Source organism: Vibrio sp. Evd11 (genome assembly GCF_900382755.1).
GTDB classification, from domain to species: Bacteria; Pseudomonadota; Gammaproteobacteria; order Enterobacterales; family Vibrionaceae; genus Vibrio; species Vibrio lentus.
Genome location: NZ_OSDX01000054.1, coordinates 1 through 13,688, shown reverse-complemented (window position 1 = coordinate 13,688; position 13,688 = coordinate 1). Strand labels below are relative to the sequence as shown.

Genomic DNA, 13,688 nt, shown 5'->3' with positions numbered 1-13,688 from the left:
TAACGAAAAAACAAGGTCATTAAGCATCGTTGATGGCCTTTAATTCCTCTGCCTGTATCTAAGTGTGCCCTATGTTAAAACTATCAAAAAATTCATTCTACACTGGTCAAGTCTGCGAACTGTTTACCGCTTCTCAAGCGCAACAAGCGCGTGAGTTTCACCGCCAGATCGAAGGCTACCAACCCACTCCACTCGTGTCTCTTCCACATCTTGCTAAACAGCTTGGTGTTAAGGCGATCCTCGTTAAAGACGAATCAAAACGCTTCGGTTTGAATGCATTCAAGGTACTCGGCGGTTCTTACGCTCTGGGTCGCCAATTGGCAAAACACCTTGGCATTGATATCTCTGAGATCAACCTTAAAACGGTCGCTTCAAAACTAGAAAAACCACTTGTTTTTACTACAGCAACCGCAGGCAACCATGGTACAGGTGTCGCTTGGGCTGCTCGTAAAATGGGCCAAAAAGCCGTGGTTTATATGCCAAAAGGTTCATCTCAAGCAAGCGTTAACCGTATTCAAGGCCTAGGCGCTGAATGTATCGTGACAGAAGTAAACTACGACGACACGGTACGCATGGCGAACCAAACCGCTCAAGACAACGGTTGGATGCTAGTTCAAGACACGGCATGGGATGGTTATGAAGAGATCCCAACGTGGATTTCTCAAGGCTACATGACAATGGCAGATGAAGCGGTTGAGCAAGCTCAAGCATTGGAGTTCGGCGCTCCAACTCACGTTCTTCTGCAAGCCGGTGTAGGCGCAATGGCAGGTGGTGTGTTGGGTTTCCTTGCAGATAAACTGGGAGCTGACACCTTTGAAACCATCATTGCTGAACCTGCGGCGGCAGATTGTATTTTCCGCTCTGGCGAGAAAGGCGAAATGGTTAATGTAACGGGCGAGATGAACTCGATCATGGCAGGCCTTGCTTGCGGTGAACCAAACCCAGTAACGTGGCCTGTACTGCGCGATTGCAGCAATCACTTTGTTTCGGTTGACGACAATGTTTCAGCAACGGGTATGCGTATCCTTGGCAACCCACTTAGTAGTGATGAGCAAGTGATCAGTGGCGAATCTGGTGCTATCACACTGGGTTTACTTTACACGTTATGTCGTGAAGGTGCAGACCAAGCAGTACGTGATGAGCTAGGTTTAAACCAAGACGCAACCATCATGTTATTTAGCACTGAAGGTGATACCAACCAACCGCGATACCGCGACATTGTTTGGAACGGCTTACACCACTCTAGCTAACTAAAAGACTCCACAACTCTAATCACAAAGCCACAGCGTATGCTGTGGCTTTTCTTTTGGAGATCAGATTTTATACTTACCCATCTCTTAGCGAGCCACCAGCCCCTTAATTAAGTAACCAATAGCTCACCGGGTTATCAGGGCACTGATATGGCCCACACTCTACAAATGTAGCAATAGCATTCAATGCCACCACCACGATTGCTAGTAAACACACAATCCGTCCAAAGTTACTCATTTTGTAGGGTTCGTGAGACTCAGCCTTATTGGTTAGTATCAAGATCACGGCAACACCCAATATGGTTGCAGCGAACAACACAAAGGCCCAAGTGTAATAATGCATTCCAAAAATAGGGCTACCGTAACCAGGAGTGCCCGGAATCACGTGTAGGGAAACTTGTCTTAACGATGTGGCCACTCCATACAACGCGCCAATTAACACAACCCCATAGTGACGAGGTTGAGGCCCATAAACCACATTCAGCATGAAGCCAAACGCGACCATCACAAAGCCAATTCGTTGCAGTAAACACAGTGGGCAAGGAAGCTCGTTGAGGACAAACTGAAGAATAAAGCCGATCAACAAAACGGCTGTCATACCCAGTAAGCCAAGCGTATTCAGAAGAGTTAACTGATTTCGATTCATGCTAGGTCCTTACAATAAGATCGATAGAGGGTCAGTCGCATGGTGATTAAACCAATACAAACCAAGGATCACTGAGCCAGCGAAAAAGCCATACGCGGCGGTCTTATTGCCGAAAAACCCGCACACCATCGCCACAAGTAACAACAAAAATAGTAAAGACATCATAAGAGGCATCCTCTCCTTATTTATCGAGTTCACTCAAGGTGAACGTCATAAAAATATCCACACCTACGCCCTTAATCATGCAACTTCGGTAAATCTATGGATTACGGATTTAAAATCATCAACTTAATAGTTGTTAGTAACCTCTAAGCTGTCAAGTTAGAGACGATAAGTTCTTTGACAGGGTTTGCTACGCTTATATTGCTCAGAGAACATTTTGTTATTTTTGCTTTAGCGAGTCCCCGGTATTTATTGACCACTACAAGGTGACTCCCATCGTAGCTAGGAAGCTTCATGAAAAAACACTGTACCTCGTTATTGTCACTCCTCTCCTTTATCAGCCTCGCACTTCCAAATGCCAGTTTAGCCAACTACGCCATTGTGCTGCCCGGCCAGCATGAGCAAGGGAACAACCTGCAAGGCTCATCTGTATCAGCAGACAACGTGATTGATTGGGAGATAGATAATAGCGATTTGGTATTTGGGGCTTACGGCAATAAAAGTGACAACGAAAAAGCCAATAGCATCGGCTATATGTACAACCAAAAGTTAGAACTCAATTCGGGAACATTGGAAGACGAAATTAGAAACACGGCAGAGAAAAACAACATTGATTACGAAGACTTCTTCTTACACTTTTCAGAAGATACTATTCTTGCAGAGCTGGATACAACGCACGGTGAAAATACGCTTTTAAACCGTAAGCCTATGATCGTTGGCTATACCGCAGACGAAAAACATGCGGGCTATGCACTTTATCAGCAGCCGCCTTGGGATGCTGATGTGTTTGAAAATTTCGAACGTGGCGGAGCACTCTACGTTTACCATTCGGAGAGGTTCGATAGCTTAACATTCGAATTTTCACGCTTTGCACAAGGCGGAGAATTCCATATGGAATATCCAACATCGACGAATGCTCTAGGCCAAGCCACGACATGGGATCGCTTAGACATAATTAACGATCACACACAGAATATGACTCAAAGCCAAGCGGTAAACTGGCGAGTGCCCTCGAATTGGGTCAGAGCAACGACTCACGATGGCAGCGGCCAGAGCTACGGTGGCGGGCAGTATTTTGGTTCTACATTTGTGCGAGATGGCGGCCGTTTATACGTTGTCAGGATCCGTTGGCAAGGCAGTTCAAGCGATATTCGACCTCGCTTAAATCAAGTTCAATTAAAAGACAGTTTCCCCAAGTTCGATATCAAGAACCTACCGTTTCCCATTTCAAATGTAGATTCGAAATCATCCGGTAAAGCCAAACATTGGCGGAAAATTCATGGCTTTGACCAAGCCGCGGATCTAAATAGAGATAACTACTTATCACCTTCTGAGTATCAGAATCGAGCCAACAAATCGGCCACGGCGCGCTTTCGTTGGGAATCTCGCGTCATCCCTTTTGGACGAATGTGGAATCAAAATTCATCATGGGCGCTGACCAATCTAGCTAATCCACAGTTATTAAGTGCGGTGCAAGCTTACTACTCCAAACATTGGGCTCAGCAAGGCCTGCGCGGGGCGTATAACGACGACACCAATAAGCTCATGGGCAGCAATCAGTTTGAGGTATATATGGGTGGAAAAGTCAGTGAAATGGAGCTGATTGTAGGTTCAGATGACGCCGACCAAGTTTACCAAACTCAATTCACCTCCTTCCTACAGAACCTAACAGCGCACGACAGCAATCCAATAGTTGGGCTCAATATTGGAACAGCCAATCTTTATGGTCGGCATGGCCAATCACACCTAATCAAAGCGGGAAATGTCTATCTGAGAGAGCATTATTTATTCCCGTCGACAGGATTCAGTGGTTATGCGGGGCTGTCTAAATTTTGGGATAATTCTGCGTTGGCACACAGAAAGCAAAATGTGATATTTCAAGCAACCACGCGCTTTGGCCGAGTTGAATATTTTGGAAACAACGAAGAAAACTGGAAACAAGACCAGTACTCAACACTCGCTATTTTTTTTCTCAACTACCACCCCAAACACAGTAACTTCAACCAGTGGAACAGCGGCTACGTATATGGGAGCAACAATACAACCAAAGACAACTTCTGGAAAAGTGGTATACCAAAGAACATGGCTTATAGACCAACCGCATTACTCGCCGTTGATTTAGGCTCCCCCACTCGTTCGATACCTCAAGGGTTTGAAGCCATCCCTTTGATGCTTTCAACGAGTAGCCCACAACCTGCTGATTACACGATTGTGGGAAACGCTTCCCAAGAGCACATTGAGCATGCTGATCTGCCGAACGGTAAGGTTCAAATACTGCCAACTCATAGTTACTTTATTTATCAATCGGATCACTACGCGGTAGAGGGTGGCCCACAAGACATGGTGCTTGCCAGAGAGTTTGAGCATGGCCGTGTCCTTTATCGCACCGACTTTCATGGACAGAACTCAGACTTTTACTCGGCACCGAAACTCAGCATTCCATTAAAAAAACCAATGAGGCCAGTCGATGCAAATGGTAATATTGGCGACTATGTAAACGAAGTTAAGCTTGGGGGATATCAAGGGCTATTTCTGCTTTATTAGCTCCTTAACCCCTTAGCCCCTTAGCCCCTTAGCCCCTAGTTCAGGGTATTAGCCATCTTTACGTAACGGAATAAACACTTACCACTTTTCCTATAAATTATCGGTGACCGTTAGCGGCCTTTTTCCATCACACGCGCCTTTCTCGAGGTCGTACACGGGGCTGGCTCCATGGCTGCTCCACCGATGATCTTCCCTCGCTATTTTTCGATATTGCGTCGGCGTGGCGCCAATGTACGTTTGGAAGGTTTCATAGAATCGGCTACTCGAATTGAAACCCACCGTGAGTGAGATATCGAGAATGGTTCTGTCCGTATCACTCAGTAAAGCACGAGCATGATTAATGCGCATCGCAGTAATGTACTGCTTGATGGTCATCTGCATCGTTCGTTGAAATACGTTCATTGCATAGTTGGCATGTAATCCAATATGTTCTGCGATATCTTTCACGGTTAATGGCTGGTTGTGATGCGTGGCAATGTATTCCAACATTTGGCTGACATAAAATTGAGAGTGTTTCGACACCCCTTTTGAGGTCGATTTGTCCTGTCGATTTACGAGCAGTTGTTGCCAACCATCAAGGCAGATTCGCTTAAGCATCAAGCCAATTTCATCGATGGCCAACTGCTGGCGACTTTCTGACGAGTGCTTTATCTCTTGTACCCATCGGGCAATTTCAAATTCACTTACTAGCGAACAAGAATTCGATTGCAACACACTGCCGTGAGTTATCTGATTGACTAAATCCCGACTGAGAGTCCACGACATAAAATGATGAATCGGTATGTTGATGATCCCCATATTATGGCTTTGGCCGGGATTGGTGAGTCGATGAGGTACCGATGCCCAAAACAAGCCAATCGATCCGCTCTTAACCACGATTGGGCTGCCGTTAATGATGTATTCCACATCGTCCCCAAAAGGAATATTCACCTCAATTTGACCATGCCAATGATAGCCGGGCATGGAGTGAGGAGCTCTAAGTTCGATATCGATTTGCTCATAGGAAGAATAAAGAGAAAGCGGGCTTACCGACACGGTCTCGGATGAGTACTTATCTAAAGTGATAATTCTCAGCGTATCAGGGGTTGATTGCGGCATATCTCGTTCCTTAGGAAATCGTATAAATGACTTTTAGCAGTTCCTCGATAATAAAACTCTGAAGGCGATCATAGTGCCGAAATACCCCATTTCATAAGATCAGTACAATGTGATTAGAGTCAGCATCTTAAGTGCAAAACTCGCTTCATTGCATAAGCTCTCTCCTTAAAAGCCAGCAAGTTGTCCCATTTGCTAAGATTTTCTTTGGGTGATTTAAAAATATTAGAAAACGGGAGAGCTATTTGATTATCTGAGACGAATCGACGTGGGTTCTAGGTGTAATTTGTCTGTATCAACAAAGAACTCAGAGAGATAAAGGATTCCACTATGCAAAGCCCTAAGATCACATTCATCGGTGCAGGATCAACCATTTTTGTTAAGAACATTCTTGGTGACGTTTTTCATCGTTCTGCACTTCAAAACGCTCATGTCGCCCTGATGGATATTGATGAGACCCGATTAGAAGAGTCACACCTAGTCGTCAGTAAGCTCATGGAATCATCTGGTGCTACTGGCTCTATTTCATGCCACTTAAATCAAAAAGAGGCACTACAAGATGCAGACTTCGTTGTCATCGCTTTCCAAATCGGCGGTTATGAACCTTGTACGGTCACGGATTTCGAGGTGTGTAAACGCCATGGCCTAGAACAAACCATCGCAGACACACTAGGCCCAGGCGGTATTATGCGTTCGCTACGCACGGTCCCGCACCTTTGGAGCGTGTGTGAAGATATGACCGAGGTTTGTCCGAACGCCACTATGCTCAACTACGTCAACCCTATGGCGATGAACACGTGGGCGATGTACGAGAAATACCCGCACATCAAACAAGTCGGTTTATGCCACTCAGTACAAGGCACAGCAGAAGAATTAGCGCGCGATCTGGACTTAGACTATTCAGACCTTCGCTATACCTGCGCTGGCATCAACCACATGGCTTACTACCTCACTCTTGAGAAGAAAACAGAAAGTGGTGAGTACATCGATATTTATCCAGATCTACTTGAAGCTTTTGAGAGTGGCCAAGCGCCTAAGCCGGGTATTTATCACAATGGTCGCTGCACAAACTTGGTTCGCTACGAGATGTTCAAAAAATTGGGCTACTTTGTGACTGAGTCTTCTGAACATTTTTCGGAATACACCCCCTACTTTATCAAGCCAAATCGCCCAGATTTAATTGAACGTTATAAAGTGCCACTTGATGAGTACCCAAAGCGCTGTGTCGAGCAAATTGCCGATTGGAAACGCGACCTTCAAGAATTTAAAACAGCTGACAAAATTACCGTTGATGAATCTCATGAGTACGCCAGCACCATCATGAATTCTATCTGGACAGGCACTCCGAGCGTCATTTACGGCAATGTGAAAAATGAAGCCTTGATCGACAACTTGCCACAAGGCTGCTGTGTTGAGGTCGCTTGTTTAGTTGATGCGAATGGTGTGCAACCGATCAAAGCTGGTCGCCTACCTAACCACTTGGCCGCATTAATGCAGACCAACATCAATGTTCAAACTCTATTAACGGAAGCCATTCTCACTGAAAACCGCGACCGTATTTATCATGCTGCGATGCTGGACCCACATACAGCCGCTGTACTTGGAATAGAAGAAATCTACGCTCTGGTTGACGACTTGATTGAGGCTCATGACGGTTGGTTACCAGAGTGGGTTAACAAGTAATTTCATACTAATAAAAAATACAATAACGTGAATATTAGCGCCTTCTCACAAAGGAGGCGTAAGGAGTGGCAATGAGTATCTCTATGAATACCAAGCTAAGTTATGGCTTTGGGGCGTTTGGTAAAGACTTCGCAATCACCATCGTCTATATGTACCTAATGTTTTACTACACGGATGTAGTCGGTATTTCTGCCGCTACCGTCGGAACCATCTTTCTCGTCGCCCGTATTTGGGATGCGGTCAACGACCCAATCATGGGCTGGTTGGTTAACAATACGCGCACCCGTTGGGGCAAATTCAAACCTTGGATTTTAATTGGCACGCTCGCCAACTCTGTCGTGCTACTCATGGTGTTTAGCGCACACTACATCGAAGGTCCTTGGTTAATCGCCTACGCCGCTGTCACTTATATTTTGTGGGGCATGACTTACACACTAATGGATATTCCTTTTTGGTCGTTAGTCCCAACACTCACCTTGGATAAACGCGAACGCGAAGAGTTAGTCCCATACCCTCGCTTCTTTGCCAGCCTCGCGTGGATAGTAACCGCTGCCATTGCAATGCCCTTCGTCAACTATGTAGGTGGTGACGACAAAGGGTTTGGTTTTCAAATATTTACGCTACTGTTGATTGCCTGTTTCTTAGTCTCGACGTTTATCACACTGCGTAATGTCAAAGAACGTTATTCGACCGCGAACCTCGACACCACACAGCCTGAAGAAAAAGTATCACTGAAAAAGCTACTGTCACTTATCTACAAAAACGACCAATTGACCAACGTTCTATGCATGGCACTGTCTTACAACTTGGCGACCAACATCATCACAGCCTTCGCGGTTTACTATTTCACCTATGTTGTAGGCAACGAAGAGTTGTTCCCTTACTACATGGCTTATGCAGGCATCGCAAACCTCATCACACTGGTGTTGTTTCCTAAACTCGCAAAAATGTTCTCACGCCGCACTCTATGGGCTTGTGCTTCCACTTTCCCTATTTTAGGCAGTGCTGTTCTGATCTATGTTGGCATGTATAACAAACAAAGCATTTTGTTGATTTCAACGGCGGGTGTATTCCTACAAATCGGTACTGCCCTGTTTTGGGTACTCAACGTGATCATGGTTGCCGACACGGTCGATTACGGTGAATTTAAACTGGGTGCTCGTTGTGAAAGCATTGCTTACTCTGTGCAAACTTTGGTCGTAAAAGCAGGCTCTGCATTTGCCGCTTTCTTCATCGGCATCTCGCTCACTGCCGTCGACTATGTACCTAATGTAGTGCAAAGCCCTGAAACCGTATTTGGCATGCAATGCATCATGGTCGGCCTACCTGCTTTCTTCTTTGCCATTGCGTTAATCATCTACTTCCGCTTCTACAAGCTGAACGGCGCGTATCACCAAAAAATTCAAGATCACCTCACTGAAAAGTATGACCACATCACCAACGATGGCTCAAATAAAAACGAAAACAACAAGCCAGCAGAACCGGTACAAGCTGTGTAAACGAGAAGAAACAGCAATTTATCATTGATAAAAAAGGATACAAAAACAACAAAGCCTAGCGAGGGATCGCTAGGCTTTTTCAATTAGAAACACATAGGAATTTTCATTGAAGACGATAAACGCGAAGGCGCCCTTACTTCAATGGGTCATTATCAGGCAGTGCTTTGTGAATCCATAGCGCCAAACGTTTTTTAATATTGGCACCATCAAGCTTATCATCAGGTAACGGTGTGATCTGATTTACCTCTACAAGGAACAAATACACCGCTTTAACCTTTATTGGTTGGGATGAATGTGGCAAATCAAAACCTTGTAGTTTTGCCATCTTAAAACCGACCTCAACTGCTTTTTTTACCAGCTTATCTTCATTAATGATCTTCGCGGTTTTCGACATATCATCTCCGTCATTTTTTTCGAACGAATGATGAGTATATCAAACACGACAACTGACAAGATTACTGTGATCTCAGTTTGAGGCGTCGCTTTGATAAATAACAGAAAAAGTGTAGCTGGTTAAAATTTTGATTGTAGCCTGAGTGATATTTACTAGGTAAATATTAGTAAGCAACCAGCCTCTTAATAGAAGACTCAATAAATGAGATCTTCAGTCAAGAAACCAAAAATCGAACAATATTTGGCTTACAATACTAAAGAATACGGAGTACGGAATACGGAATACGGAATACGGAATACCATGATTCTCATATAAATGTTACGCATTCTATCAATATAGAATAACTTTATGTTATTTAACCAGTTTTATACTAGAATGACTTAGATCATATTTATGGGCACCTGTAATCAAAATCTATTTACAAAATACTCATTAAGAAAATAGAATAAATCCACTAATATTGTACGGGTGTTAAAAATGCGTTACCTATGGGCTTCATTCTGTCATAAAAACCCTATTCTTGGACGAATCGTTCATATCCTTGTTATGTTGGTCGCGTTGGCTTCTATCGTCGTTCCACTGATTTCCAAAGATGCCACAACCATCATAGCCTCGCTGTGTGTCGCGCTAGTATGCTTTATCCTATTCGTGTTCTTTGCACTCTGCGACAAAATGCGTTCAGGTATGCATTAATCAGCCCTATATTCGCCAAGCATTCTCTTTTCTAAACTTCATTATAAAATGCTGGCTACCAGATACGGAAAAGCCCAAAGTTATTAGCTTTGGGCTTTTCTTCTATAACGAAAGCTTACATATCCCAATCCAAATAGCCTGCAGTTAGAAATTACAGCTATCAATCAGGCATCACAACAATACCCATGGTTTCAAGCAGTTGCTCTTGTTGCCACGCGACAATTTTGATTCCTGTTGTATCGACCTTACGAGGATCTAACCCTTCTAATTCTGCATGACACAAGTTAGCCCCTTGCATACTAAATTGTCCCCATACATCTTCCGAGAACACGCCTCGGCTAAGATCGGACTCTTTTAGTGACGCTCCACCAAGGTAAGTTCCTATCCAGCGGTTTTCAAATAACTCACACTTCTCTAAACAAGCTTGTTCAAAATTAGCGTAAGACAGGTTACAACCCGTGATGTATGCCGAGCAAAAATACATGCGATTGCTCACCTGATTGGCAAAATTCGCACGAGTAAAGTTCGCCCCTTTCAAGTCACATTCACGTAGCTCAATCCCATAGCAATTGGCGTTACTAAAATTGGCCATCGCCAACTGGCAGTTCTGGAAACTTGCGTCTCGTAAGTCTGCAATATCAAAGTGGCACCCCTCAATATCGCCTTGTTCGATGAACTTACAATTAATAAATGCTGCATCACGCAAGTTCGAACGCCTGAAGTCACATCGGATAAAAGTACAGGCTGTAAATGTTAGCTCTGATAAATCTTGCTGAGCAAAACTGTGCTGATGATAAGTGCTGTTATTGGTGTCCATTTAGCCCCCTAAAGAAATCAAGCTAAGACTACCATTGTGATCTTAAGAAAACATCAAATTAAAAACCAACAAAAACAGCCACTTAAAACACCCCAATTTGGCCATTTTAAGGTGTCAAATAAGCCCTTTAAGGTTGTTATTTTCGTTTTATGGCATGCGCTTATCGTGAAAAAAGTTTTGTCGCTTAGAAGCATAAAGAGAATATAAAGCCACTTTGTCGAAACGAATCAATTATCGACAACATCCTAACGCTCTAGACTGGACGGTTGGTATGCATATCGCTACACTAATCATCATTCTCGGCATAAAGAGTAAGATCAATGAAAGACATGCGACAAGCTATGCTCGATGCAGGGTTTAGCCTTATTAATGAACACGGATTTGCTGGTGTTGGCCTGATGAAAATCATCAACCAAGCCGAAGGAACTAAAGGTTCTTTTTACCATTACTTCAAATCCAAAGAACACTTTGGCGAGATCCTTCTAGCCGACTATTTTGATGAGCACCTAGTTAAGCTTAATGACTTTCTAAGTGATGAGACTCTATCTCGCCGAGACCGCGTGAAAGCGTACTTCGAGTTTTGGTGTGCGTCGAAACTGACTGAAGACTTCAATATTCAGTGCCTTGTGGTCAAACTAGCAGGTGAAGTGTCAGGCTCTGCTAACCCGTTGCAATCAACCATGGCAGAAGGCGCAGAAAAGATCATACTGCGTATGTCGAAGCTCTTTGAAGAAGGGAATGAAGCGGGTGATTTCAATATCGCAGATCCTGAATCACTATCTCGCACGCTTTATGGCTTATGGCTAGGTTCTACGCTAATGGCCGCTATGCAGCGCAACCGTTCGATTCTGAACAATGCCATGGAAGAGACATTGCTTGCGATGAGTTCAAAAGATTAACCAATTCCTACACGCTAAGAGGCTCGCTTTATATGGCGAGCCTTTTTGTTTTCAGGCGTGTTCGTTTTCTAGCTAGGCTTATTCTTTTTCTACCTAAGCTTTTGCTTATCACGTCATTGATTCGATTATCCCATTCGTGGCGCTAGGTTATTGGCTTTTAGCAAAGCATTGAGTACCGGGTCGATATGTTGAAAGAATTTGAGCCACCCTTCACAGAGATAATTTAACCCAGCCTCACCATCTCGGCTTTTGATGATGCGGTTTTTAGGGCACTCACCATGACAAGCAAATTTAAACTCACAAGTTTGGCACTGCTTTGGCAATGACTTTTGCTTTGCGAACCCAAAAGTTTGCTGAGCGGGTGAAAATGCCAGCGTCGATAGCGGCTTCTCATGAATATTGCCCAACTGAAACTCAGGAAAGACGTAGTGATCGCACGAATACACATCACCATTGGGTTCAACCGCTAGCCCTTTTCCACAGATTTCACTCAAGGTGCACATGGTGCTTTCTCTGCCCATCCACACACCGACGAAGTTTTCAAAGTAAGGCACAAGCACTCGACCAAAATCGTGTTCGAACCATTCATCAAAAACGGTAGTGAGGAATTGTCCCCATTGCGCAGAGCCGACACTCCACGACTCAACCTCGCCAGAGACAGGAATGATCGCTTGTTGATGGGTGAGCCATTGATTGTTGGTATGAGCCTCACGCTTATCCACCACAGGGATGAGCTGCAGCTGCTTTGAACCCACTTCGTCGCGTAGAAAACGATAAACTTCTAACGGGTATTTTCCGGTCACATCGTTCACACAGGTTAGGGTTGCAAACTCAACGTTATGTTGCTTCAAGTAGCGAATACCACGCATTGTTTGAGAAAAAGTACCTTTGCCTGCACGGTTGGTTCGGTAGTGATTATGTAAGTGCTCTGGGCCATCAATGCTCACACCAATGATAAAGTCATTGTTCTTGAAGAACTCACACCACGCATCATTCAGTAAGGTGCCGTTAGTTTGAAGGTCATTGCTGATCTTGCTGTGACTAGGACAATATTTTTTCTGCAGTGCGACCACCTTTTGAAAATATTCAATCCCTAACAAAGTAGGCTCTCCACCATGCCAAGAAAAGATAATCTCCGGCGTATTCTGCCCCTCAATGTACTGCTTGATATAACGCTCTAACAGGACTTCATCCATCACATATTGAGATCCTTTGGGGTATTCAAGCAGCTGCTGTTTCTCTAAGTAATAACAGTAAGTACAACTGATATTACAGACCGCACCAATAGGTTTTGCCAACGCTTGAAGCTTGCTGTTCGCCTTGCCGTTAAACTGCGGAACCGAACTCAGGTTTGATAGTGATAATGTCGTCATGAAGAATTCCTCGATGTAAAAGTTATTGTATTAGCTAAAACAATTCGTAATTCCTTTACACGGTGTTCATCGGCCAACCAAGCTTGTGGCATTAGGTTGGCCGAGTGGTTCATTTCCTCTATTTCACGTTCTCAAACGGGTTCCACGCTTCATCCACTGGGACTATATTTTGCGCTTTTTCGTACTCTTGATACTCAGCAACCATCTCTAGGAACAAGTCTGGCATTTGGTTTCTTAAGTCATGCTGCTCAGCCGGATCCTGCTTAGTGTTGTACAGGTGCCATTCACTGTCACCGCCCATGCCCGTAGAGATTCGGATGGTCTTGTAATCCCCTTTGAGCAAAATTCCGCTACCAAACAATTCAAATGGAATCGCATTATCGGCACTGTGCACCTCTCCCGTTTCACCTTTGAAGTAAGGCAGCAAGCTGACACCACTCATTGGTGCCACTTCTCTACCCTGATACTCCGTTCCTGGGTGTTGTACATCGGCAATTTCAAGAATGGTGGCTGCGATGTCTTTTACTTGTGACAAGTCATCGGTTTGGGTGCCGGGTTGTAGCGCTTGCTCGCCCTCTAATACCAATCCGGAAAATTAACTGATCAGCTCTATCCAATCTCTAGTACACATTT

Annotated in this window: 12 protein-coding genes and 1 pseudogene; 6 read left to right on the top strand and 7 right to left on the bottom strand. The window is 44.3% G+C overall.

The annotated features are described in order from the left end of the window. Nucleotides 1-71: 71 nt before the first annotated feature. Entirely contained in the window at nt 72-1,250 is a 1,179-nt protein-coding gene (gene dpaL, locus ED652_RS18435) for a diaminopropionate ammonia-lyase (protein WP_122055742.1), read from the top strand. 106 nt (nt 1,251-1,356) lie between these two features. On the opposite strand, the gene ED652_RS18430 is transcribed toward dpaL, so the two are convergent. Further along, complete coding sequence (locus tag ED652_RS18430) at nt 1,357-1,896, bottom strand: disulfide bond formation protein B (protein WP_065111606.1); 540 nt, start codon at nt 1,894-1,896, stop codon at nt 1,357-1,359. 9 nt (nt 1,897-1,905) lie between these two features. Further along, nucleotides 1,906-2,061 (bottom strand): DUF5993 family protein, encoded by a 156-nt coding sequence (locus tag ED652_RS23815; RefSeq protein WP_029223582.1) that lies wholly within the window; start codon nt 2,059-2,061, stop codon nt 1,906-1,908. A 291-nt stretch (nt 2,062-2,352) separates the two neighbouring features. Here ED652_RS23815 and ED652_RS18425 point away from each other — a divergent pair, with 291 nt between their 5' ends. Beyond that, complete coding sequence (locus ED652_RS18425; RefSeq protein WP_122055741.1) at nt 2,353-4,602, top strand: hypothetical protein; 2,250 nt, start codon at nt 2,353-2,355, stop codon at nt 4,600-4,602. Between the two features lie 90 nt (nt 4,603-4,692). Here ED652_RS18425 and melR read toward each other — a convergent pair whose 3' ends face one another. After that, the gene (gene melR, locus ED652_RS18420) at nt 4,693-5,700 is read right to left on the bottom strand and encodes a transcriptional regulator MelR (protein WP_102296937.1); all 1,008 of its coding nucleotides are present in this window, start codon (nt 5,698-5,700) and stop codon (nt 4,693-4,695) included. A gap of 327 nt (nt 5,701-6,027) precedes the next feature. On the opposite strand from melR, the gene ED652_RS18415 reads away from it, so the two are divergent. Next, a complete protein-coding gene (locus ED652_RS18415) occupies nt 6,028-7,380 on the top strand; it encodes an alpha-glucosidase/alpha-galactosidase (protein ID WP_102296939.1) in 1,353 nt (450 codons plus the stop codon). 71 nt (nt 7,381-7,451) lie between these two features. Continuing rightward, nucleotides 7,452-8,879 (top strand): melibiose:sodium transporter MelB, encoded by a 1,428-nt coding sequence (gene melB / locus ED652_RS18410; protein ID WP_122055740.1) that lies wholly within the window; start codon nt 7,452-7,454, stop codon nt 8,877-8,879. A 133-nt stretch (nt 8,880-9,012) separates the two neighbouring features. On the opposite strand, the gene ED652_RS18405 is transcribed toward melB, so the two are convergent. Next, nucleotides 9,013-9,273, bottom strand: a complete 261-nt coding sequence (locus ED652_RS18405; protein WP_004732406.1) for a DUF5062 family protein — start codon at nt 9,271-9,273, stop codon at nt 9,013-9,015. 477 nt (nt 9,274-9,750) lie between these two features. Between ED652_RS18405 and ED652_RS18400 the strand changes: the two genes are divergently transcribed. Then, on the top strand, nt 9,751-9,966 hold the full coding sequence (locus tag ED652_RS18400; protein WP_026012328.1) for a hypothetical protein: 216 nt from the start codon (nt 9,751-9,753) through the stop codon (nt 9,964-9,966). Between the two features lie 160 nt (nt 9,967-10,126). Here the strand turns inward: ED652_RS18400 and ED652_RS18395 are convergent, their stop codons facing one another. Continuing rightward, nucleotides 10,127-10,783 carry a Qnr family pentapeptide repeat protein gene (locus ED652_RS18395; RefSeq protein ID WP_122055739.1) on the bottom strand — a complete coding sequence of 219 codons (657 nt, stop codon included), beginning with the start codon at nt 10,781-10,783 and terminating at the stop codon, nt 10,127-10,129. Nucleotides 10,784-11,103: 320 nt separating this feature from the next. Here ED652_RS18395 and ED652_RS18390 point away from each other — a divergent pair, with 320 nt between their 5' ends. After that, nucleotides 11,104-11,682, top strand: coding sequence for a TetR/AcrR family transcriptional regulator (locus ED652_RS18390; RefSeq protein WP_122055738.1), 579 nt, complete (start codon nt 11,104-11,106; stop codon nt 11,680-11,682). 125 nt (nt 11,683-11,807) lie between these two features. On the opposite strand, the gene ED652_RS18385 is transcribed toward ED652_RS18390, so the two are convergent. Together ED652_RS18385 and ED652_RS18380 are read right to left on the bottom strand one after the other, a co-directional pair. Continuing rightward, nucleotides 11,808-13,055, bottom strand: a complete 1,248-nt coding sequence (locus ED652_RS18385; protein WP_122055737.1) for an anaerobic sulfatase maturase — start codon at nt 13,053-13,055, stop codon at nt 11,808-11,810. 118 nt (nt 13,056-13,173) lie between these two features. Then, nucleotides 13,174-13,638 (bottom strand): annotated as a pseudogene (locus ED652_RS18380) (arylsulfatase); the annotation flags it as partial. Nucleotides 13,639-13,688 lie beyond the last annotated feature (50 nt).